Source organism: Bacteroides sp. LFL-34 (assembly GCF_027257075.1).
GTDB lineage: Bacteria > Bacteroidota > Bacteroidia > Bacteroidales > Bacteroidaceae > Bacteroides > Bacteroides ovatus.
In genome coordinates this window covers 1-22,391 of the sequence record NZ_JAPQKZ010000006.1, presented here as the reverse complement: position 1 = coordinate 22,391, position 22,391 = coordinate 1, and the positions used below count along the sequence as shown (strand labels likewise).

Here is a 22,391-nt window from a genome sequence, read left to right as displayed (position 1 = left end):
CCGTCAGGTTAATACTTATTACCTAATACTTGAACTTAAAATCCATGCATAAACTGACAAAAGCGGAAATAATGAGAGAAGTGAAAGATTACATCTATATCACTCTCGGATTGATAAGCTATTCTTTGGGATGGGCTGCATTCCTGTTACCTTATCAGATAACTACCGGAGGAACTACCGGTATCGGAGCTATTATCTATTATGCAACAGGATTTCCAATTCAGTGGTCATACTTTATTATCAATGCAGTTCTGATGACGTTTGCCATCCGGATATTGGGTCCGAAATTCAGTATAAAAACGACTTATGCTATTTTTACGCTGACTTTTCTGCTTTGGTTATTCCAGTTAGTGGTGAACAATTACGTAGAAGCACCGGATATGACGCCGGACGGTAAGCCGCTATTGCTCGGTACAGGACAGGATTTTATGGCCTGTATTATTGGTGCAGCCATGTGCGGTGTAGGCCTCGGTATCACTTTCAACTACAATGGAAGTACGGGTGGAACAGATATTATCGCAGCCATCGTCAATAAATACAAAGATGTATCGCTTGGACGAATGATTATGATTTGTGATGTATTCATTATCAGTTCCTGTTACTTTATATTTCATGATTGGCGCCGGGTTATTTTCGGTTTTGTCACCCTATTTATTATTGGTGTTGTGCTCGACTGGATTATCAACAGTGCCCGTCAATCGGTTCAATTTTTCATCTTCTCCAAGAAATATGATGAAATAGCCGACCGTATCATTAAAGACGCCGACCGGGGAGTAACGGTACTCGACGGTACGGGATGGTACAGTAAAACCAATGTGAAAGTGTTGGTAGTACTTGCCAAGAAACGTCAGTCACTCGAAATTTTCCGTTTGGTAAAACGCATTGATCCGAATGCTTTTATCTCTCAAAGTTCCGTTATCGGTGTGTATGGCGAAGGATTCGATAAGCTGAAAGTGAAATAATAACCGGTTGATAAGTAGTGAACAACCCTGTTAAAACAAAAAATAAGATGATGAAACGCAAACTTGTATTTGCTACCAATAATGCTCATAAACTGGAAGAAGTGGCCGCTATCCTGGGAGATCAAGTAGAATTATTAAGTCTCAATGATATCGGTTGCCAAGCGGATATTCCCGAAACTGCTGAAACACTGGAAGGAAATGCGTTATTAAAATCTTCCTATATCTACAAAAACTATCATCTGGATTGTTTTGCCGATGATACGGGATTGGAAGTGGAAGCCTTGAACGGAGCTCCCGGAGTCTATTCCGCCCGCTATGCAGGAGGTGAAGGACACGACGCCCAGGCAAATATGCTCAAACTTCTTCACGAACTGGACGGAAAAGAAAACCGTAAAGCACAATTCCGCACCGCTATTTCGTTGATACTGGACGGAAAGGAGTATCTCTTTGAAGGAGTGATAAAAGGCGAAATAATCAAAGAAAAACGTGGTGATTCCGGATTTGGCTACGATCCTGTATTCATGCCTGAAGGTTACGACCGGACTTTTGCCGAATTGGGAAATGATATAAAAAACCAAATCAGCCATCGCGCACTGGCTGTACAGAAACTTTGTGAGTTTCTGCAAAGCTGATTATACATACCCACTTAAAATATAAAACACAATGAAGAAAATTACTTTATTTACTTTACTTACGCTCCTATTGTGTACTTCGTGTGTAACAAAAAAGAAGTTCATGCTTGCAGAGATGGCAGCCACCGCAAGCAAAGACAGTCTGCAAGGGTTGTTGAATAACTCCCGCGAAGTTGGTAACCAGCTATCGGCACAAGTCAAAAACCTCTTGCGTGATACGACCAAGATGGGGAACAGTATCCGCCAATATCAGAGTATGTTGAATGTCAACATGACTGAACAGGAAAAACTGAATGCGCTGTTGAGCCAGAAGAAAAATGAGCTGAACGAAAGAGAACGCACGATCAATGAATTGCAGGACATGATTAAGGCACAGAATGATAAGGTACAAAATCTCTTGAGTAATGTAAAAGATGCATTACTTGGTTTTAGTACTGACGAGCTGACCGTTCGCGAAAAAGACGGAAAAGTATATGTAGCGATGTCCGACAAATTATTATTCCAGTCAGGAAGTGCCCGCCTAGATAAACGTGGAGAGGAAGCTCTCGGCAAACTGGCCGAAGTATTGAACAAACAGACGGACATCGACGTATTTATCGAAGGACATACGGACAACAAACCGATCAATACTGTACAATTCAAAGATAACTGGGATTTGAGTGTGATCCGTGCCACTTCCGTAGTTCGTATCCTCATCAAGAATTACAATGTAAATCCTTTACAGATTCAGCCTAGCGGCCGCGGTGAATATATGCCTATTGATGACAACGAAACAATAGAAGGAAGAAGCAAGAATCGCCGTACGGAGATTATCATGGCTCCGAAGTTGGATAAGTTGTTCCAGATGCTTCAAAGTTCGGAAGAATCCAAATAAAAAATAATTGATTCAATAATCAACAATAAAAAATCCTCTCGGTTAATAAACTGGGAGGATTTTTTTATCTTTAAAGAATTGAATTATTTTAAAACAGTTTCTAACTGTTATTCATTCAAGAACAATAATAAAAACCAAATTTCTTTATAATCCCAACTTAGCCGAAATCTCCAACATCCGCTGAATCGGCTTCACTGCCTTCTTAGCCACCTCCGGATCTACCGTTATTTCCGGTGCTTCATTCTTCAAACACTCATAGAGCTTCTCTAACGTATTCAACCGCATGAAGCTACACTCGTTACATCCGCACGTACTATCGTTCGGAGGAGCAGGGATAAACGTTGTCTGCGGACACTTCTTCTGCATCTCATGCAAGATACCCGATTCGGTAGCCACAATATACGTGTTTTCCGGATGGTTCACGGCATACTTCAACAATGCTGCCGTAGACCCTACCACATCCGCCAGTTTCAAAACCGTACTCTTACATTCGGGATGTGCCAAGACCAACGCTTCCGGATGCTGCGCTTTCAATTCCACAATCTTTTCAACAGAGAACTGTTCATGCACGTGACAGGCTCCGTCCCAAAGCAACATATTCCTGTTCGTAACAGAGTTGATATAATTACCCAAATTCCTATCCGGACCAAAGATTATTTTCTCATCTTTGGGGAAGCTTTCCACGATCTGCTTCGCATTGGTGGAAGTCACCACCACATCTGTCACTGCTTTCACGGCAGCTGTTGTGTTGACGTACGAAATAACGGTGTATCCCGGGTGCTCTTTGACAAACTGTGCAAACTGATCCGCCGGACAACTGTCCGCCAACGAACAACCTGCCGCCATGTCGGGTACCAACACTTTCTTGTCCGGACAAAGCACCTTTGCCGTTTCCCCCATAAAGTGAACGCCACACATCACAATAATGTCCGCTTCCGTTTTGGCTGCCCATTGAGCCAATGCCAAACTGTCGCCAACGTAATCGGCGATGTCTTGTATTTCCCCTTTCTGGTAGTAGTGTCCCAGAATGATTGCATTCTTTTCTTTCTTTAGCTCGTTAATAGCCTTTATGAGTTCATTCATAATAATATTCTTATTTCTTTCCTTTTAAAAAAAAATCCTTTGTTAGTGATGATAGCCTGTTAATAATGTTAGCAAATAAATACGATTTCTCTTGCCAGATAAGTTATTAGTCCATACTTCTGCTTTATGAGTCGGTTATGAACTGATGTAAAGGGCAAGATATCCTATTCTACTTGCTTCATTATCAATGAAAGCATCGTTAAATGCCGTCAAATGGAAGTTTGCTATTAACTCCCTGTTGATAAAGTGCAAAGTTAAAAACTTTATGGATATAAACAGGTAGATAAGTGCTGAAAAATATGTTTATGTCTGTGTAGAAAGTTTTGGGTTAGTTTTTTGGAATGTTCATAACGAAGGCCTCTTATATCTTCTTTTGAATAATGCAAGAATTATTTTTCAAAATCTTTGCCGATAGTTTTGACAGGTTTTAAACCGTTATCAACACCTTGTTAACTGAAAAGAATTACCTTTGTGGACAAGAACATAATAAAAGAAAAGACGTATGCGTAAACTGAAAATAACAGAGCTGAACCGTATCAGTGCCGAAGAGTTTAAACAGGTTGAAAAACTGCCTTTGGTGGTAGTGTTGGATGATATTCGTAGTTTGCACAATATAGGTTCTGTGTTCCGTACTTCGGATGCTTTCCGTATTGAATGTATCTATCTGTGTGGTATAACAGCTACCCCACCGCACCCTGAAATGCATAAGACTGCGCTGGGTGCAGAGTTCACTGTCGACTGGAAGTATGTTAATAACGCTGTTGATGCTGTTGATAACCTCAAAAACGAAGGGTATATCGTTTATTCTGTAGAACAGGCGGAAGGAAGCATCATGCTTGATGAACTTCAGCTGGATAAAACCAAGAAGTACGCTATCGTTATGGGAAACGAGGTGAAAGGGGTACAGCAGGAGGTTATTAACCATTCGGATGGCTGTATAGAGATTCCTCAATATGGTACCAAACATTCGCTAAATGTTTCCGTAACTACTGGTATTGTAATTTGGGATTTATTCAAAAAGTTACACTAATAGTCATAATACAGGATTGGTTAATAAGTTGTTTATAACGAGTTAATAGCTTAGTTAATTCATTTATAATCAATAACTATGTTCTGTTTATAACTATATGGAGCCATGTTGATTCTATGGGTGTTGGGTAGTTATTATTATAGTTGTTGATAGTTCGTTTTCAGGCTGTTAATATTTGAGTTGTCAGGTATTAACAGTCTATATGATACGTATTAATAGCTGGGAACTCAAGTATTAACTTCTGAGAAACCGGAAAATAATACCTTACAGGAAGTTTGTTAATTCTTGAAATGATAACTAGTATGGTTGAGTAGTGATCAATTAGTTTATAAAGTTGATAAACTTATAAGCCGATTGATTTTAGATCTGTCCGTTCTCCACCATCAACACTACACGTTCCGTTAGTTTGTCTTCACCTTGCGGATCATATTCTTTTTTTAAACTGGCTCCGAACAATGCAGCAAAAGTCTGATAGAATCCCGCTTTGAAAGGTCCCATAAATGCTTTTACCAGTTCATAACTGGTAGAATTGCTTTGGCGGTCTATTAATTTAATCAACAGTTTTCCCTGTGCAAACGAGAGTTTCTTCATTCGGGGAGTATATTGCTCTTTCAATCCTTTTTCAACCTGTTTGATATGTTTTTGGCGGGCTTTCTCATTGGGTAATGTCTGAAGATATTCGTAGGTTTCGATGATAGCTTGGTTAATTTCCCTGGAGATGGGATATACCTTTTTCACATTGCGGATCAGTCGGTAATATTCCTGGCGTTCCTTTTCATTTTTGAATTTCAACGGACGGAAAATATACACAGTTCTTAACTGGACACATGGAATGGTATCTCCATTGTAGATACACATCGGAACCAAATATCCATTGATGCTTTGTTTATCTTGAGCTTGCAGGCGCAACGAACAACAAACAATAGCAAACAGCGTCATTACTACTATGTTAAGCCTTCTTTTCACGATACAAAAATAGAATTAAAATTTTATTATTCAGACATTTCTCTTCGATGTTAACCTATTTAAAGTATCTTTGCGGCCTTATCTGTTAAAAAGCAGGAAGAATAAACCATTTTATTGATGAAAACGATTCAACTTTTACGGTTGATAAGTATTATAAACAGTCTGTTAATAATTCCTGCTTGTAGTGCTCAAAACCCTTCCGAAAGTCTTTTAGAAGATGTTCTTGAAGATTTATCTGTTAATAATGGAACTGATAACTCTGTTAATATTCCTAATTGGGAAAATGAATTGGAAGAACTTTCCAATCGTATGCAGGAACCAGTTAATTTGAATGTTGCTACCCGTGAACAACTCGAACAGTTTCCTTTCCTTAGTGATATTCAGATTGAACATCTGCTGGCCTACATCTATATACACGGACAGATGAAAACCATCTATGAACTTCAACTGGTAGAAGAGATGGATAGGCAAACAATCCAGTATTTACTACCTTTTGTCTGTATAAAAGCTATTAACAATGAACCTGCTTTTCGGTGGAAAAGTCTGTTGAAAAGCGCAGCAAAGTATGGAAAGAATGAGCTGTTAACTCGCTTTGATATACCATTTTATAGGCGAAAAGGTTATGAACATACCTATTTAGGACCTTCTGTTTATAACTCTGTGAAATACAGTTTCCGATACAGTGACCGACTCTATGCAGGAGTCGTTGCTGAAAAAGATGCTGGAGAACCTTTTGGAGCTTTACACAATCGTTATGGCTACGATTATTATTCCTTTTATCTGTTATTAAAAGATTGTGGACGATTAAAAGCATTAGCTATTGGTAACTATCGGCTTAGTTTCGGACAAGGATTAGTGATTAGCACTGATTATCTGATGGGAAAAACAATCTATGCCTCTTCTTTCAACAATCGTAGTGGCGGAATAAAGAAACACTCTTCCAGCGATGAATACAATTATTTTCGGGGAGTGGCTGCCACTATTGCTTTATCTAAAGATTGGGATCTTTCCGGTTTCTATTCACACCGTTTATTAGATGGAGTAATCACTGATGGAGCAATCACCTCTATCTATAAAACTGGACTGCACCGAAGTCAAAAAGAAGCGAATAAAAAGAACCTGTTCACCATGCAATTAACAGGTGGAAACGTGAGTTATCAACACAACCGTATCCGACTGGGTATCACCGGTATTTACTACCTTTTCAACCGACCTTATGAACCGGAATTAACAGGCTATTCCAAATACAATCTTCATGGAAACAACTTCTATAATCTGGGGATTGATTATGCTTATCGCTGGCATCGTTTTTCTTTTCAAGGAGAGACGGCCATAGGAAAACAAGGTTGGGCCTCTTTGAACCGTTTGCAGTATTCACCGGTTCAAAACACTCAAATCATGTTGATACACCGGTTTTATTCTTATAACTATTGGGCCATGTTTGCCCATTCTTTTGGTGAAGGAAGTACGACACAAAATGAACAGGGATATTATATCGGCATGGAAACTTCTCCTTTTGCCTATTGGAAATTCTTCGCCTCATTCGATTTATTTTCCTTTCCTTGGAAAAAATACAGAGTAAATAAACCCTCTCGCGGAACAGACGGATTGCTTCAAGCCACTTTCACTCCACGCAGCTATCTATCCATGTATCTGAAGTACCGCTATAAACGCAAAGAAAGGGATTGGACAGGTAGTAAAGGAACACTAACACTTCCTATTTTTCACCATCAACTTCGCTACCGTTTGAACTATTCTTTAGGAGATGTGTTAAGCAGTCGTACAACTTTAGATTATAATCATTTTCATTCTCAGGACAGAGCTGCTAATATAGGATATCAGGTTACACAAATGATATCCTCCCAACTGCCTTGGGCCAGGCTGTTTGCTGACGTTCAGGGCAGTTACTTTTTTACAGACGATTATGATTCGCGTGTATATGCTTCGGAAAGCGGATTGCTTTATACGTTTTACACACCGTCCTTCCAAGGTCGTGGATTTCGCTGCTCCGTTCGTTTCAGATATGAACTGAATAAGCATTGGTTGTTCATAACCAAGTTTGGCGAAACAGTCTATTTAGACCGGAATGAGATCGGTTCGGGCAATGATTTGATCTGTGGAAATAAAAAAGCAGATGTACAAATGCAACTGCGTATTAAGTTTTAATGTATATTTGTCTGCCAGAAATAACAGAAGAATACGATATTAAATGGATGACAGGGCTACTTTTGACAAAATGTTTAATGAATGGTATGCACAGTTTGTATATTTTGCATATTATTTTATAAATGACGCTGAGGTATGCAGAGATATCGTAAGTGATGCTTTTGAGTATTTGTGGCGTAATTATGAAAAGATAGAAGAAGCGACGGCTAAAACTTATCTTTATACAATCATTCGTACACGTTGCATTGACTATCTTCGCAAGCAAAATATTCATGAAGAATATGTAGAGTTCACTTCGCAATTAACTGATAAAATGATAGAAGTCGATTCACAACATTCTGATTCTCGTGTTTTGCGTATTCGTAAAGCTATGGAAAAGTTGACTCCTTATAATTATCATATATTGGAAGCATGCTATATTCATAATAAGAAATATAAAGAAGTGGCCGAAGAATTGAATGTAAGTGTTGCGGCTATTCATAAGAATATAGTAAAGGCTTTGCGTATTCTTCGCGAAGAATTGGGGCAAGAGGGTAACCGGAATAGACTTTAAAACGTAAATATATATATTGAATACATTATTTATGGATGAAAAGAATATAAATATAAGCAAGTCGGAAGAAGAACTCCTGGAAATTATGGAGAATCGTTCTCATATAACTGCTGATCAATTACATAATTTGAAAGAAGATGAGGAGTGCTTGCAAGCATGTTCTGATTTGACAGAAATTGTGATAGAGATGCAGAAAAAACAAAATATGCTGGCAATTGATGTCCGGAATGAACTGGCAGATTTTCATAATAAACATTCTAAAAACGATCGAAGAAAAAATACACGCATGCTGTTGTGGGCCAGTATCACAGGTGTAGCGGCAGCTGTTGTCATAATTTTAGTTTTGCGTGCAATGATGATTTCGTCGCAACCGGAAATCATTCAAGTGTTTCAAGCCAATCATGTTGCCCAAGAAGTCACTTTACAAGTGAATGATGAGAAGGAAATAAAACCACTAAAAGAAGTGGTAGAATCTCTTTCGTCTTCCTCTACTGCACAGTTGTCTTCTAAAGAAATAGATTATAGTCGTGCTCTTCTTCAGACAGAAACCAAGGAAGTAGGAAAGCAGAAAGTACAGATACATAGATTAAGTATTCCCAGGGGAGAGACATTCAAAGTTGTTTTATCCGAAGGAACCGAAGTCTTCTTGAATTCAGACAGCCGATTAGCTTACCCTACGATTTTTAAAGGAAAAGAAAGAGTCGTCTCTTTGGAAGGTGAAGCTTATTTTAAAGTTACTAAAGATGCAAAACATCCTTTTATTGTGAAAAGTGGAAATCTACAGGTTCGCGTATTAGGAACGGAATTTAATGTGCGTAGCTACTCTCCTATTGATGTCCGTGTTACGCTCATTACAGGAAAAGTGGCTGTTAGCGATACTTGTGGAATTCATAGTGTTGAAATGATGCCGGGACAAAGTGCACAGCTTTCTTCTGACGGAACGTTTGCTGTGAACGAGGTGGACATTGAATCATTTTTATATTGGAAGGAAGGATTTTTCTATTTTGACGATGTTGCCCTGGTTGACATGATGAAAGAAATAGGGCGTTGGTATAATATAGATATTGAGTTCCGCAATAGCAAAATTATGGATCTTCGTATGCATTTCTTTGCAAATCGTCACCAAGACATCTTTCACTTGATTGAATTATTGAATCGAATGGAGAGGATACATGCTCATTTTGAAACAGGAAAACTAATTATTGAATAAAAAACGAGCAAAAAGTCATAAATCTGAATAGAAATATATATTTCTGAAAAATAAATTCTTTTAAGGGTAACCATTCTTTTTTAAACTTCGTATATAATTAAAAGAATGAAATATTATTTAACTATTCGGGCTTATGAAAAAGAATCAAGCACAAAAGTTCATTGTCTTGTTCTTGTTTTTCCTTTTTGCCTATTCATGGCGTGTTGAAGCGCAAACAGGTAAGGAAAAGCAAATAACAATGGAGTTTAAAAATGAAGGATTACCCTCTATTTTTAAACGTTTTGAAAAAGTATCGGGATATAAAGTTCTTTTTATCTACGATGAAATCAGTTCTTATACTTCTACCGGAAAAGTAGAAAAAGCTACAGTCGATGAAGCATTGAAAGTGATTATCGGGAAAAATCCGTTGAAATACCACATTGACGGACAATTCATCAATATCACAAAAGAGGATTCTAAAAAGTTTTTTTCACAAGTAAAAGGAAAAGTTTTTTCCGAGGAAGACGGACTTCCTGTTATCGGTGCCACTATTATCGTAGAAGATGCCAATAATATTAGGGCTATCACGGACAATAATGGTAATTTTCAGCTTTCTAATGTTTCGAAAGATAGTCGGGTTAGAATATCGTATGTAGGTTTGGAGACTCAGTTCTTGAATCCTTCATCCTATATGTCGGTAGTGATGAAGTCTGATACAAAAGCACTCGATGAAGTGGTGGTGACAGGTATGTTTAATAGAAAGAAAGAGGGATTCACTGGTTCTGCTGTTACTATCAAGGGTGAAGAACTGAAAAAGTATAGTACGAATAATGTGGCTAAAGCGATAGCTGCTGTCGCTCCCGGGCTTCGTATCATGGATAATATCAATATGGGGTCTAATCCGAATAATCTGCCTGATATGCGTATGCGTGGCGGTGCAAATATGGATTTGAATGCACAGGCTACGGTAGATTTAAATTCTGCCAGTAATGATGTGCTGGCAGTTCAGGGCGAATATGAGACCTATGCCAATCAACCGCTGCTTATCATGGACGGATTTGAAATCAGTATACAGACACTTGCTGATATGGATCCCGACCGTGTTGCTTCCATCGTTGTGTTGAAAGATGCGGCAGCTACGGCTATTTATGGTTCGCGTGCGGCAAATGGAGTAATTGTTATCGAAAGCAAGACTCCCAAACCGGGACGGATTTGGGTGACTTATGGTGGGGAACTTCGTATTGAAGCTCCGGATATGACCGGGTATAACTTGATGAATGCAAGAGAGAAGATAGATGCAGAGTTGCAAAGCGGACTTTATACATACGGCGGCGAAACAGTTGAAAAATGGCAGCTCTATCAATCTAAATTGCGTGAAGTGCTGGCAGGAGTAAATACTTATTGGCTGGACAAGCCTTTGCAAACAGCTTTCCAACAACGACATACGGTTACGCTGGAAGGTGGTGATGAAGCCTTACGCTATCGGATGTATGTCGGATATAATAGTTCTCCGGGTGTGATGAAAGACAGCAAACGTGATGTACTGACCGGTTCACTTGATTTTCAGTATCGTCTGAAAAAGGTGTTGTTAAAGAATAGCATTACGTTGGATAATTCGGTGGCTAATGAGTCTCCGTGGGGAAGTTTTAGTGAATATACCCGCTTGAATCCTTATCTGCGTCCGTATGGAGAGAACGGAGAAATACAAAAACGGCTTGATAATTTTGAAGGAGTGGGTGGTGAGTCGAGCTACCTGAATCCGATGTACAATACGACATTCAACAGCAAAGATCAGAGTAAGAACTTCACAGTACGTGAACTTTTCAGGGTAGAATATAATCCTACTAATGAATTACGGTTTGAAGGAGCTTTTAATTTGTCCAAAAGTGTAGGACATCGTGATATTTTCCGTCCTGCACAACATACGCTTTTTGATAATGTGACCGATCCTACCTTAAGAGGTGATTACCGCAGAAGCCAGAGTGAAGCTGTCAGTTGGGGAATCGATTTGACAGGAAGCTGGAACAAGCAATTGAAAGACCATTATCTGACTGCTAATGCACGCATGAGTGTATTGGAGAATAATTCGGAGACTTATGGAAACTATGTGACCGGTTTCCCGAATGATAATATGGATAACTTGTTGTTTGGTAAGAAATATAACGAGAAAGTGACGGGCGATGAGAGGACAACGCGCTCCATTGGTTGGGTAGCTGCTGGAGGCTATTCTTATAAATATAAGTATTCGTTCGACTTTAATATACGCTTGGACGGTTCATCACAGTTTGGAAAAAATAACCGTTGGGCTCCTTTCTGGTCAACCGGATTACGTTGGGATTTGAAAAAAGAGAACTTTTTGAAAGATGTATCTTTTATTTCCGATTTCATTTTGAGGGGTACATACGGTACGACCGGTTCCCAAGGTTTTGATCCTTATCAGGCACATGGTTATTATACATATTCCAATTTACTGCTTCCTTATTACTCGTCGGATGCAACAGGTTCGGAAATCTTGGCTATGCATAATGAAAGTTTAAAATGGCAGACTACAAAAAGTACTAATCTTGCCTTGGAACTCGGTTTTTTCGATCAGCGTTTTACTGCACGTGTGGAATATTATCGGAAAATAACAGATAATATGGTTGCCAATATAAGTCTTGCTCCTTCTCTTGGCTTCGGCAGTTATCCGGAAAACCTGGGTAAGATAGAGAATAAAGGTTGGGAAATCTCTCTTTCGGCTATTCCTTATAAGAATACTGCCAAGCAGGCTTATTGGACCATTACGGTGAATGGTTCTCGCAATACAGACAAATTGCTGGAGATATCGGAAGCAATGAAATACAGGAATGACCTGAATGCGTCAAATCTGAAAGATACACCATTGCCACGTTATGAAGAAGGCGAATCTCTTTCCCGCATTTGGGTAGTACGTTCATTAGGTATTGATCCCGCTTCCGGAGATGAAATATTATTAAAGCGTAACGGAGAAATGACCAGTGCCGTTAACTGGAGTGCGAATGATGTAGTACCTATCGGCAATACGGAACCTACATGGCAAGGATATATTAATTCTTCCTTTACATACAAAGGTTGGGGAGCGGATGTTAGTTTCAGATACCAGTTTGGCGGTCAGGTGTATAACCAGACTTTGATTGACAAGGTGGAAAATGCCAATCTGAAATATAATGTAGACCAACGTGTGAGCCAGTTACGTTGGGAGAAACCGGGTGACAAGGCACAATTCCGTGCTCTTAATCCGAGCGGTTGGGAAACGAAAGCTACATCCCGGTTTATCATGGATGAAAATATATTTCAGGGAAGCTCGTTGTCTGTCTACTATCGCATGGATCGTACTAATACAAAATTTATCAGCCATTGGGGATTGAGCTCCGCCAAAGTGACGTTTAATATGGAAGACTTTTTCTATTGGTCTACAGTGAAACGCGAAAGAGGTTTGTACTATCCGTATTCCCGTCAGTTTACATTTGCTCTGAATGTTGCTTTCTAATTAAAAACCTATTTGTATGAAACAGATAATATATATACTATTAACAACAACAATGCTGGGACTTATGTCTTGCAGCGACTGGTTGGATGTATCTCCGAAGACTTCTATTCCTACCGACAAGCAATTTGAGTCGGAATCAGGATTTAAGGATGCGCTTACAGGTATTTATTTGAAGTTGGGAACCACGACATTATATGCCGGAGACTTGACTTATGCTTATTTGGATGAGTTGGCAGGATTATATTCCGATTATCCGGGGTATAATACAAATGCTGTTTTCGACCAAAGTATCGTGTTCGATTATGAGAACATGTTTTTGAGTAAGAAGAATGGGATTTACTCAACGATGTATAACATCATAGCCAATATTAATAACTTCTTGGAGTACGTAGACAAAAATAAAGATGTTTTAGTTACCGAACGCTATTATGAAACTATGAAGGGAGAGGCACTCGGGCTTCGCGCTTTTCTTCACTTTGATTTGTTGCGTATGTTCGGTCCTGTTTATAAAGAACATCCTGCATCCAAAGCTATACCCTACCGTATTGCTTTTGATAAGGATGCCACTCCTGTTTTACCAGCCAGTGAAGTGGTTGACGCTATTCTCAAAGATTTGAATGACGCTGAAAAATTACTGAAAGAGAGTGATCCTCTTGATTTCTTTACCGATCAGACGGATGAAGATTTTATAGATAAAAATCATTTTCTTGTCAATCGTGAGTTTCGTATGAATCTATATGCGGTTAAAGCTATGCTGGCTCGTGTATATTGTTACAAAGGTGATGCGGAAAGTAAAGGATTGGCCACAGAGTACGCTAAACAAGTGATTGCTGCCTCTAAGTATTTTACATTGTATAAATCGCAGACTGCTTCCAATTACAATTCCATACGCTACGCAGAGCAAATCTTTGGAATAACAGTCAATGAATTCTCCAATTTGCTTATTGGAAATTATATGGATATGGAGAATACCAATACTCAGCAACATTTCTATCTGGATGGAGATAAATTTAAATTCTTCTATGAAACTGCCGATGCAGGGAATACTGACTGGAGAAAAAATACGGAAATGTTTGAGGTTATTAATGGGGCAAGTCGGACAGATGTTTTTTGTAGAAAATATAATCAGAAACCTTTGAATGGCGGATATGCTTATTCCGGTGCTGACGCTATCCCTTTGATACGCTTACCCGAAATGTATTATATTGTAGCAGAATGTGTTCCTTCTGCATCGGAAAGTGCTGACGCGTTAAATACCGTACGTTTTGCACGTGGTATCTCTTATAGTGATGAAATACCGACTACCGGATATGATGACCTTGATAATACTTCGGAAGAAGACAAAAACCAGACTAAACGTATTAATGAGATAATGAAAGAATATAGAAAAGAATATTTCGCGGAAGGTCAACTTTTCTATTTCTTGAAAGCGCATAATTATAGCACTTATTATGGTTGTGGGATTGAAACGATGACTGAAGCCCATTATCAGATGACGTTGCCGGATGACGAGTATATTTTTGGAAACAACTCTAAATGATGAAGCATTATGAAACGTATTATATATTTTGTTTTAGCTATTCTTGTTTGCGGCATTTATGTAGGATGCAGTGAAAACGAGATAGACTTATATGACCAGACACCTCGTATCAATTTCTATGGTAGCACTACGCATGTCCGTACTTTGGTTGATACGGATTATGTGAAGAAAGAACCTTATGCTGTAGACAGTTTCGAGGTAAGAATACAAGGAGATTTTTTGAAAGAGAATCGTGATTTCTGTGTGAAAGTAACTCCGAATAATGATTATCAGAATTCAGTGGATGTATTATTGGAAAGCAAGTATACATATACTGACCTTGATACAGTTTGCCAGATATTCTATTATAAAATAAATCGTCCGAAAGTAGAGGCAGGTAGAAATGTTTATGGTTGTTATCTGGAGTTTGATTTGAATAACCCTCTTCATCAGTTTGATAAAGGTCTGGTAGAAAAGAATCAAATCGTTTTAAATGTCAGATGGGAGTTGAAACCGACCGAATGGAGTGATTATGTGGGATTTGGCAGTTATAGCGATGCTAAATATATGTTTATTATGGATGTATGTCAACGTGTATGGGATGATTTGGAAGATGAAGATATTGATGTAATCAAGCAAGCTTATAGAGAATATAAGGAGGAGGGAAATCCACCGATTTTAGGTGAAGAGGGTGATGAAATAGAATATGAATAAGATTAAAAAGAAACGTTATGAGGAAATATATCATCTGTATAGTAAGTTTTATCGGAGCGGCTTTATTGCAAACAGGCTGTTACGATGACAAGGGAGATTACGATTATCATGATGTAAATACGATGGATATCGTAATACCTGAAACGAAGGTACGTATGCCTAAAGAGGAAGCAGTCGAAGTTTCAATTATACCCGAGATTTCTCAGACTTTGGAGCAAAATGAGGAAAACCTTGTATTTCAATGGAAGAAAACAATCGAAGGAAAGAAAGCGGGGTCGGACAGACTTAGTGATTATAAAGATTATTCCGTAGGCAAAGAATGTAAAGTAACAGTCGAGCCTTATGAATCCGAAAATATAGGTTTGATGTTGGTCATTACGGATAAAAAGAATGGAACAATCTGGTATCAGATAGGTGAAGTTGCAATTATTCGTCCTTTAAATCCTTGCTGGTTTGTATTGCAGGAAAAAGAAGGAAAGGGAGTATTAGGAGCGATAGAGGGTACTCCGGAAGGATATTATGTTTATCCGGATGTCTTTAAATCAGAATTGAATCAGTCATTTCCGTTAGAAGGAAAACCTTTGGCGGTAAGTGCAAGAAAAAACTATGGGGATTCGTTTTTAAGTAGTATGCTGGGTTTTTTTGGTTTTAAAGTAAGTCCGGCGTTAATGGTGGTAACCGATCGGGACTTGGCCTTGTTGACTCCAAGTACTTTAATAACGAGATATCCATCGAATAAAATACTTTTTGAACCGACTGGAAAAGGTGAACCGTTGAATATCGAGCTCTATAAGATGAGTACTCATGGTGAATTGTTTGTGAATAGTGGAAAAGCATATTGTGCTCCTATGGATGGATTTTGTGTACCATTCTCAGTAAAAAAGGAAAGTGAGTTTCCCGCCATTTCCGCTTATGGTTCGTATGGAGGAGGCTATTTGTTTTTTGATTCTGAAAATCATCGTTTTCTTGCTTCCTCTATTCTGGGTTTTAGCGATTATATGGTACCGAATTCGGCTACTCAAGATATACGTAATTATGGAACTAAATGGACTGATCAGAAACCTGTCAGGACATATTTAATGTCGTCTGATGAATCAAATGTCTTTGATCCAAATAAGATTGATCCGTCTTTAGAAGTGCATGACATTGTTACGGGAGGAAACGGGGGAAATTTTGCTTATGCAATTGCTGCTCCCCATAACGGAAAAGAGCTGACTGTGTTTAAATTCAGTGCGCAAGATGAAGATCCGATTTGTGCTGCCCGGTATACGATTGCTTTACCGTCCGAAGTAAATGTAGAAACAGCAAAATTTGCAGCTTCTTACGCGTATACGGCAAACCTTATATTTATGACATCGGGTAATAAATTATATCGCATTGATCTTGGTCGCGGAAGGGCAATTGAACTTTATACTTATGAAACTGATCCGTCAGCACAGATAGTTAGTTTTAAATTTAAGGACCCTGAAAGTGTGAGAGAGGAAGATGACGATGAGGAAATAGGCGAATATAAGGAGAAACTAGGTATGTCTCTCGGGTTGGGTATCAATACTGCTGACAAAGGTGTAGTTGTCGAATTGCAATTGACAGTGGCGGGCGATGTAGCTCGTGAAGAAAACAGCATTTGTGTTTACGAAGATCCCGATCAGCCTATTGGGAAGATTGTTGATATTAGCTATAATTATGAATAGTATAAACCGGTCTTTATGCTAAAAGGAATTATCGGTGCAGTATTTCTTGCTGTTGTCTGTACTTGTCTGTACGGGCAACAGCAAAGTATTACAACTTTTATTAAAGAAGAAGCACCAGTGGAAGTTATTCCCGGTATGTTTACTACCTACCGAAGTGATAAACATATCTATTGGGAAATCCCGGATTCATTGATTGGACGTGAGTTTGCCGTAACGACAACTATCCTGACAGCTCCTGCCCGTCCGGACCGGGATATGGAAAAGAAATTCGGATATGCGGGTGACATGATAGGTCCGGTATTTTTCAGTTTCCGTAAACAGGGTGACGAGTTGTGGATGATGGATCCACAATATGAGAGGGTGATAGAAAATCCTGAAGGAACGTATGCAAAAATCGCCGCCCAACGTGGGAACGAAAGGCTTTATAAGATATTACCGATTAAAGCTAGGAATCAGGGAAGCAGCTTGATAGAGATTGGTGAAGTATTAAAAGATTTTCCTTTGTTTACTCTTGATATTGTATCTTTTGATTTATTGATAGGTACGCGTTTAAGAGAGAAAGATTATATCAAGGAAATTAAAGGATATGACAACCGCTTGTTGATACACGCATCACGAGTTTATCGAAGTTCGTCAATGAAAATACCAGGTAAGCCTGTTGCACCTCCTTATATTGGAGACTGGGATACAGGTATCTGCATAAAATTACTGTCAAAAAGACCGTTGGAGGCAGTTGCTGCAAATACCGGAGCTTATTTTTCTATCAGCAAGGAGTGTTTTCAAGGGAATCAGCCTGCTATTCGGAAATCTGTTGTCAAACGATGGCGGCTGGAAATAAGGGCGGAAGATGAAGAAAGATACATGAGGGGGGAACTGGTAGAACCCATACAACCTATTATTTTTTATATAGATCGTAATACACCGGAAAAGTACATCGACTGTATCATTGAAGCGGTGCGTGACTGGCGTCCGGCTTTCGAGAAAGCTGGATTTAAGAACGCCATTGATGCGCGACTGGCTCCTACCGTTGAGGAAGATCCTGATTTTAGTATTTATGACAGTACTTATCCGTTCATCTCATGGAAGATATCAGGACAAAATAACGCTTATGGACCGACTCCATGCGAACCCCGGTCCGGTGAGATTATAGCTTGCCACATCGGTATTTTTTGCAGTGTCTTGAATTTGGAACAGAAATGGTATTTTGCTCAATGTGGAGCGAATGATCCGCAGGCATGGAATATAGAGTTGCCGGACTCTTTGCAATACGAACAGATAAAACAAGTATTGACACATGAAGTGGGTCATACATTAGGGTTGGAACATAACTTTCTGGGTAGTTCTCATTACTCCATCGATCAATTACGTGATAATGACTTTTTAAGTCAATATAGTATTGGTAGTTCCATAATGGATTATGTGCGGTGTAATTATGCTTTGCGTCCTCAAGATAAAGTTGATTTGAGAAACAGACGGGTACGTGTCGGCGAATATGATAAGTGGGCTATTGAATGGGGCTACCGTATATTTCCGGGTAAAGATGCTTCTGAAAGAGAAAAGAACAGGAGCCTTTGGAATCAGGAAAAACAGAAAGATCCCTCGTTACATTTTTCGGGCAGAATGGATGTAAGGGCTCAGGCAGAAGATTTGGGTAATGACCATGTTATGGTTAATACACAGGGAATAGAGAACTTGAAATATTTGTGTGAACATCCGGATGTCTGGAATGTGACGGATAAAACGTCTTTGCGTGTATTACAGGGGCGTTATGAAGCGGTATTGGAGCATTATAAACAGTGGGTACAGCACGTTTTGTCTCATTTGGGCGGGAAACGTCTTGCTGAGCCGGATGATGAGAATATTTACATACCTGAAAAAGCCGATTACAATAAGAAGGTTATGAGCTTTATACAGGCTTATATATTACAACCGCCTGTGTGGATGTTTGATGAAAAACTTACCGCTAAATTAGAAATAAATGGTAGTCGGGAGTTCGATCGCTTTTATGAAGAGCTGATGTCGGAAATGATTCGTTCCCTCCGGGAAGTGGAAAGAACGGAGAATGTTTGTGAGGATATGTTGTCTGTAGATGAGTTTTTGGAAAGCATACATAAAGAATTATTTACCGAATGGGCTGACAATATTCCTGTAAGTGACGCCAAGTATAAAGTGCAGCTGCTTTATGTGAGTAAACTTGTTAAATTGTTGGATAGATCAGAAAAGATAACTTCGTCGAGATTATTGGTTTCCATCATGCAGGCTTTGAATAGAATAAAGGAGGAAAGTCTTGATTATAGCCATAAGATTACGGATCCGGTTGCCAAAAAACGGGCAATGTTTCTTGTAGATAGTATTTTGTTTTAATGATGAAAAGTAAATAAAGAAATTCATGAAGAGAAGAAGATATGTGATTGGTATATTGTTGTGTGTCACAGCTTTGCTTCAGGCACAGGATTTCGTCAAGTCATTTGACGAGTTTTTTGTTGCCGGGATGGATAAGATCGACGGTGTGTTTCCTGTGTATGTAGCGGAAAAAGAAATCTATTTGGAAATACCCGAAAAATATATCGGGCGGGAAATTGAAGTCAGTGGACAGATAGACCGAGGGTTTGATTTGTTGAATCGTCCGGTTGACGGACTGGGAGTAGTGCGTATTATATCTCCGGATAAAGCTACAATTTGCTTTCAAAAACCGTTTTATACAGAGCGTATTTTAGATGAAAAAAGCACATATCAGCAATCTTTCTCGTTGTCAAATATGCAACCTGCCGGTAAAAGTTATCCAGTGGTGGCCTATTCAAAAGAGCAGGGAGCTATTATTCGGATAACAGAGTATCTGATGACTGGCGATGACTGGTTCAGCTATAATGATAGTTTTATTCGTTCCTTGGTTCCGGAACTGTCGGAAATAATGAAAATACATCCTTTTAAGGAAGGTGTGTCGTTTACGGTCAGGCGCTATCATGGAGTTGAAGCGGAAAGATATATGCTGTCCAGTTCTGCCATTATATTGCCTGAAGGTAGTATGCCTTTGGAAGTCACTTGTGCAGTACGCTTGCTACCTCTGAAAAAAGATCAGATCCGCTTGGCAGATTACAGAATACCTTACCGGACATTGAGTTTCAAAGATTACTCGCAAAATCCTTATTGTATGGTAGAAGATTCATTGATTCTTCGTTGGGATATGTCACAACCGCTTACTTTCTATGTAGACACTCTTTTTCCGAAGGAATACTTCCAGGCAGTAAAGGAAGGAGTGGAAGCATGGAATACCGCCTTCCATAAAGCAGGTATTCATGATGCTTTACAAGTAAGGTATGCAGACCGAAAGATAATTCCGGCGGAACAACGTGCTTTTATATCTTATGATTTAAGAATACCGGGGATCAAAAGTGACTTTATCTGTCATCCTCGTACCGGAGAAATACTTTCATGTCGTCTGAATATCGGACATGGATTCCTAAAAGGAAAATTAGACGACTATCTGTTAAGTTGCGGTGCCTCGGATTCGCGTATTCTGGCTGACCGTTATTCTAAAGAAGTGGAAAAAGAATTGTTGCAAAATGAAATAACGGAAGAAATTGGATATCTTTTAGGTTTGCGCAGAAGTTTATCGAAAAGCTCGTGTGGAAAGACTTTAAAAGTTGGAGATGATGATTGCCGGACTATTTATTTTGGCTATCATCCTTTCAAAGGAGACCAAAATTGTTATGATGAACGGGAGAAGCTCCGCCAATGGATAGATCATAATTTACCAGATCACATTCGTTTATTCCAACCATCAGGGAAGGAGAATTCTAATTCTTCATTTCCAGAAGATTATGCGGTCAAAATATCGGATTTACAGACTGTAGTGAGTCGGTTGGATAAGATTGTGTATAAGGGGAAGAAATACGATAAAGGGAGTTCGCTCACTGATATATACAGAAAAGCTATTCGTCTGTATGGGAGTTATCTGATGGAAATGGCAAAGGTGGTGGGTAGTTCTCAACCGGCAGATGCGCAGCGTCAGGCAATGCTTGATTTGGACAACTATTTATTTCATTCTGTTAAAAAGATGGAATGTACCTATGTAAAAGAGAATTTGTTGGAAACAAGAAACAATCTTCTGTATCCGGAACTGGCGAAGTTGTTCAAACAATTGTTGAGTGTAAAGACAATTTCAGCTCTTCGATTGCAGGCGTTGCAGAGTGACCGGAAGGGGTATGACGATATTGATTTTTTCCGGGATCTTTATAAAGGATTGTTTAATGGTTTTGATCCGCAGTCTGCCGTTAGTTATGAACAGATGGATATTCAGCTGATATGTTTGGAAGCGTGGCTGGATATTATGCAGGAAGCTACTGAACATAATAGTATAAAGAAACGTTTAACGAACGAATTGCATAGTCTGCACGATAGACTGGAGGAGCTTAGCACGACACATTCCCAAAGGGAAGTACGTGATATGTATATTCTGCTTTTGAGAAGAATGGATCAATATTTCCGTGTGGTTTCTTGAGTGGCGTTAGAGTAATAATTTGTTTGGGATGATGAAAAAATGGTCGTACAGATAGAATAACCTATAAGTTTTGGGTTATCTTTGCTATGATTTATGAATAAATAATTAGAATAAGATGACTATTATTTTTCCTTCACCCATCTTCGGCCCTATTCATTCCCGCCGTTTGGGCGTTTCTTTGGGAATCAATTTATTGCCGGACGACGGTAAGGTTTGTTCATTCGACTGCATTTATTGTGAGTGTGGTTTCAATGCCGAACATCGTACGAAGAAACTTCTTCCTACCCGTGAAGAAGTCCGCACGGCTCTCGAAGAGAAACTGAAAGACATGCAGGCAAACGGCCCTGCTCCCGATGTACTGACATTTGCCGGAAACGGTGAACCGACTGCGCATCCCCATTTCCCGGAAATCATAGAAGATACACTTGCGCTTCGCGACAAGTATTTCCCAAAAGCAAAAGTAAGCGTATTGAGTAACTCTACATTTATCGACCGTCCTGCCGTATTCGAAGCACTGAACAAGATAGATAATAATATCCTGAAACTGGATACGGTGGATGAAGAATACATTCATCTGTTGGATCGTCCTAACGGAAAATATTCTGTTAAGAAGATCATCGAAAGAATGAAAGAGTTCAAAGGAAACTGTATCGTACAGACGATGTTTCTGAAAGGAGGTTATCAGGGAAAAGACATGGATAATACATCCGACAAGTATGTGCTCCCCTGGATAGAAGCAGTGAAAGAAATCGCTCCCCGTCAAGTGATGATTTATACGATTGACCGGGAGACTCCCGACCACGATTTGCAAAAGGCTACGCATGAAGAGTTAGACCGTATTGTGGCTTTATTGGAAAAGGAAGGTATTCCGGCAACAGCTTCTTATTAAAATAAACAGATAGCTAAAAAGTAAATTTGAGAAAAGCGTAGCGATTCAACTGAAAGAGTGGTCGTTACGCTTTTGCTTTTGATGTGGAAAAGGTCGTTTGCAGACATCCAAAAG

General features: G+C 39.2%; 16 protein-coding genes. 14 read left to right on the top strand and 2 right to left on the bottom strand.

The window, feature by feature from the left end; translation table 11 throughout:
- The first annotated feature begins 44 nt into the window (after positions 1 to 44).
- From N5O98_RS05030 to N5O98_RS05020, 3 genes are read left to right on the top strand one after another with little or no spacing between them, the layout of a single operon-like run.
- Positions 45 to 962: a YitT family protein gene (locus tag N5O98_RS05030; protein ID WP_008775348.1), complete on the top strand. Its 918-nt coding sequence runs from the start codon at positions 45 to 47 to the stop codon at positions 960 to 962.
- Positions 963 to 1,012: 50 nt separating this feature from the next.
- The gene (locus N5O98_RS05025; RefSeq protein WP_008775349.1) at positions 1,013 to 1,594 is read left to right on the top strand and encodes a non-canonical purine NTP diphosphatase; all 582 of its coding nucleotides are present in this window, start codon (positions 1,013 to 1,015) and stop codon (positions 1,592 to 1,594) included.
- 31 nt (positions 1,595 to 1,625) lie between these two features.
- The gene (locus N5O98_RS05020; RefSeq protein ID WP_008775350.1) at positions 1,626 to 2,468 is read left to right on the top strand and encodes an OmpA/MotB family protein; all 843 of its coding nucleotides are present in this window, start codon (positions 1,626 to 1,628) and stop codon (positions 2,466 to 2,468) included.
- A gap of 144 nt (positions 2,469 to 2,612) precedes the next feature.
- Here the strand turns inward: N5O98_RS05020 and nadA are convergent, their stop codons facing one another.
- Complete coding sequence (nadA, locus tag N5O98_RS05015) at positions 2,613 to 3,551, bottom strand: quinolinate synthase NadA (protein WP_004298721.1); 939 nt, start codon at positions 3,549 to 3,551, stop codon at positions 2,613 to 2,615.
- Between the two features lie 502 nt (positions 3,552 to 4,053).
- Between nadA and N5O98_RS05010 the strand changes: the two genes are divergently transcribed.
- The gene (locus tag N5O98_RS05010; protein WP_004298728.1) at positions 4,054 to 4,581 is read left to right on the top strand and encodes an RNA methyltransferase; all 528 of its coding nucleotides are present in this window, start codon (positions 4,054 to 4,056) and stop codon (positions 4,579 to 4,581) included.
- A 360-nt stretch (positions 4,582 to 4,941) separates the two neighbouring features.
- Here the strand turns inward: N5O98_RS05010 and N5O98_RS05005 are convergent, their stop codons facing one another.
- Positions 4,942 to 5,520: a DUF4294 domain-containing protein gene (locus N5O98_RS05005; RefSeq protein WP_022199737.1), complete on the bottom strand. Its 579-nt coding sequence runs from the start codon at positions 5,518 to 5,520 to the stop codon at positions 4,942 to 4,944.
- Positions 5,521 to 5,664: 144 nt separating this feature from the next.
- Between N5O98_RS05005 and N5O98_RS05000 the strand changes: the two genes are divergently transcribed.
- The 10 genes from N5O98_RS05000 (at position 5,665) to N5O98_RS04955 (ending at position 22,277) form a co-directional block, all read left to right on the top strand.
- Positions 5,665 to 7,713, top strand: coding sequence for a helix-hairpin-helix domain-containing protein (locus tag N5O98_RS05000; protein WP_022199736.1), 2,049 nt, complete (start codon positions 5,665 to 5,667; stop codon positions 7,711 to 7,713).
- A gap of 43 nt (positions 7,714 to 7,756) precedes the next feature.
- Positions 7,757 to 8,266 carry a sigma-70 family RNA polymerase sigma factor gene (locus tag N5O98_RS04995; RefSeq protein ID WP_004298736.1) on the top strand — a complete coding sequence of 170 codons (510 nt, stop codon included), beginning with the start codon at positions 7,757 to 7,759 and terminating at the stop codon, positions 8,264 to 8,266.
- Positions 8,267 to 8,297: 31 nt separating this feature from the next.
- Positions 8,298 to 9,476 (top strand): FecR family protein, encoded by a 1,179-nt coding sequence (locus tag N5O98_RS04990; protein WP_022199735.1) that lies wholly within the window; start codon positions 8,298 to 8,300, stop codon positions 9,474 to 9,476.
- 133 nt (positions 9,477 to 9,609) lie between these two features.
- Complete coding sequence (locus N5O98_RS04985) at positions 9,610 to 12,963, top strand: SusC/RagA family TonB-linked outer membrane protein (RefSeq protein ID WP_022199734.1); 3,354 nt, start codon at positions 9,610 to 9,612, stop codon at positions 12,961 to 12,963.
- A 16-nt stretch (positions 12,964 to 12,979) separates the two neighbouring features.
- Positions 12,980 to 14,503, top strand: a complete 1,524-nt coding sequence (locus tag N5O98_RS04980; RefSeq protein WP_004316103.1) for a RagB/SusD family nutrient uptake outer membrane protein — start codon at positions 12,980 to 12,982, stop codon at positions 14,501 to 14,503.
- A gap of 9 nt (positions 14,504 to 14,512) precedes the next feature.
- Positions 14,513 to 15,196 (top strand): DUF4843 domain-containing protein, encoded by a 684-nt coding sequence (locus N5O98_RS04975; RefSeq protein WP_004316104.1) that lies wholly within the window; start codon positions 14,513 to 14,515, stop codon positions 15,194 to 15,196.
- A gap of 17 nt (positions 15,197 to 15,213) precedes the next feature.
- A complete protein-coding gene (locus N5O98_RS04970; protein ID WP_022199733.1) occupies positions 15,214 to 16,887 on the top strand; it encodes a PKD-like family lipoprotein in 1,674 nt (557 codons plus the stop codon).
- Positions 16,888 to 16,902: 15 nt separating this feature from the next.
- A complete protein-coding gene (locus N5O98_RS04965; RefSeq protein ID WP_015531908.1) occupies positions 16,903 to 19,251 on the top strand; it encodes a zinc-dependent metalloprotease in 2,349 nt (782 codons plus the stop codon).
- 25 nt (positions 19,252 to 19,276) lie between these two features.
- Complete coding sequence (locus N5O98_RS04960) at positions 19,277 to 21,388, top strand: DUF5117 and DUF5118 domain-containing protein (RefSeq protein WP_022199732.1); 2,112 nt, start codon at positions 19,277 to 19,279, stop codon at positions 21,386 to 21,388.
- 115 nt (positions 21,389 to 21,503) lie between these two features.
- Positions 21,504 to 22,277, top strand: a complete 774-nt coding sequence (locus N5O98_RS04955; protein ID WP_004298756.1) for a radical SAM protein — start codon at positions 21,504 to 21,506, stop codon at positions 22,275 to 22,277.
- Positions 22,278 to 22,391: the final 114 nt, after the last annotated feature.

Excerpts from the sequence above, each read along its gene's own strand:
- N5O98_RS05030 (WP_008775348.1), top strand. The coding sequence starts at position 45 with ATGCATAAACTGACAAAAGCGGAAATAATGAGAGAAGTGAAAGATTAC.
- N5O98_RS05025 (WP_008775349.1), top strand. The coding sequence starts at position 1,013 with ATGAAACGCAAACTTGTATTTGCTACCAATAATGCTCATAAACTGGAA.
- N5O98_RS05020 (WP_008775350.1), top strand. The coding sequence starts at position 1,626 with ATGAAGAAAATTACTTTATTTACTTTACTTACGCTCCTATTGTGTACT.
- nadA (WP_004298721.1), bottom strand. The coding sequence starts at position 3,551 with ATGAATGAACTCATAAAGGCTATTAACGAGCTAAAGAAAGAAAAGAAT.
- N5O98_RS05010 (WP_004298728.1), top strand. The coding sequence starts at position 4,054 with ATGCGTAAACTGAAAATAACAGAGCTGAACCGTATCAGTGCCGAAGAG.
- N5O98_RS05005 (WP_022199737.1), bottom strand. The coding sequence starts at position 5,520 with ATGACGCTGTTTGCTATTGTTTGTTGTTCGTTGCGCCTGCAAGCTCAA.
- N5O98_RS05000 (WP_022199736.1), top strand. The coding sequence starts at position 5,665 with ATGAAAACGATTCAACTTTTACGGTTGATAAGTATTATAAACAGTCTG.
- N5O98_RS04995 (WP_004298736.1), top strand. The coding sequence starts at position 7,757 with ATGGATGACAGGGCTACTTTTGACAAAATGTTTAATGAATGGTATGCA.
- N5O98_RS04990 (WP_022199735.1), top strand. The coding sequence starts at position 8,298 with ATGGATGAAAAGAATATAAATATAAGCAAGTCGGAAGAAGAACTCCTG.
- N5O98_RS04985 (WP_022199734.1), top strand. The coding sequence starts at position 9,610 with ATGAAAAAGAATCAAGCACAAAAGTTCATTGTCTTGTTCTTGTTTTTC.
- N5O98_RS04980 (WP_004316103.1), top strand. The coding sequence starts at position 12,980 with ATGAAACAGATAATATATATACTATTAACAACAACAATGCTGGGACTT.
- N5O98_RS04975 (WP_004316104.1), top strand. The coding sequence starts at position 14,513 with ATGAAACGTATTATATATTTTGTTTTAGCTATTCTTGTTTGCGGCATT.
- N5O98_RS04970 (WP_022199733.1), top strand. The coding sequence starts at position 15,214 with ATGAGGAAATATATCATCTGTATAGTAAGTTTTATCGGAGCGGCTTTA.
- N5O98_RS04965 (WP_015531908.1), top strand. The coding sequence starts at position 16,903 with ATGCTAAAAGGAATTATCGGTGCAGTATTTCTTGCTGTTGTCTGTACT.
- N5O98_RS04960 (WP_022199732.1), top strand. The coding sequence starts at position 19,277 with ATGAAGAGAAGAAGATATGTGATTGGTATATTGTTGTGTGTCACAGCT.
- N5O98_RS04955 (WP_004298756.1), top strand. The coding sequence starts at position 21,504 with ATGACTATTATTTTTCCTTCACCCATCTTCGGCCCTATTCATTCCCGC.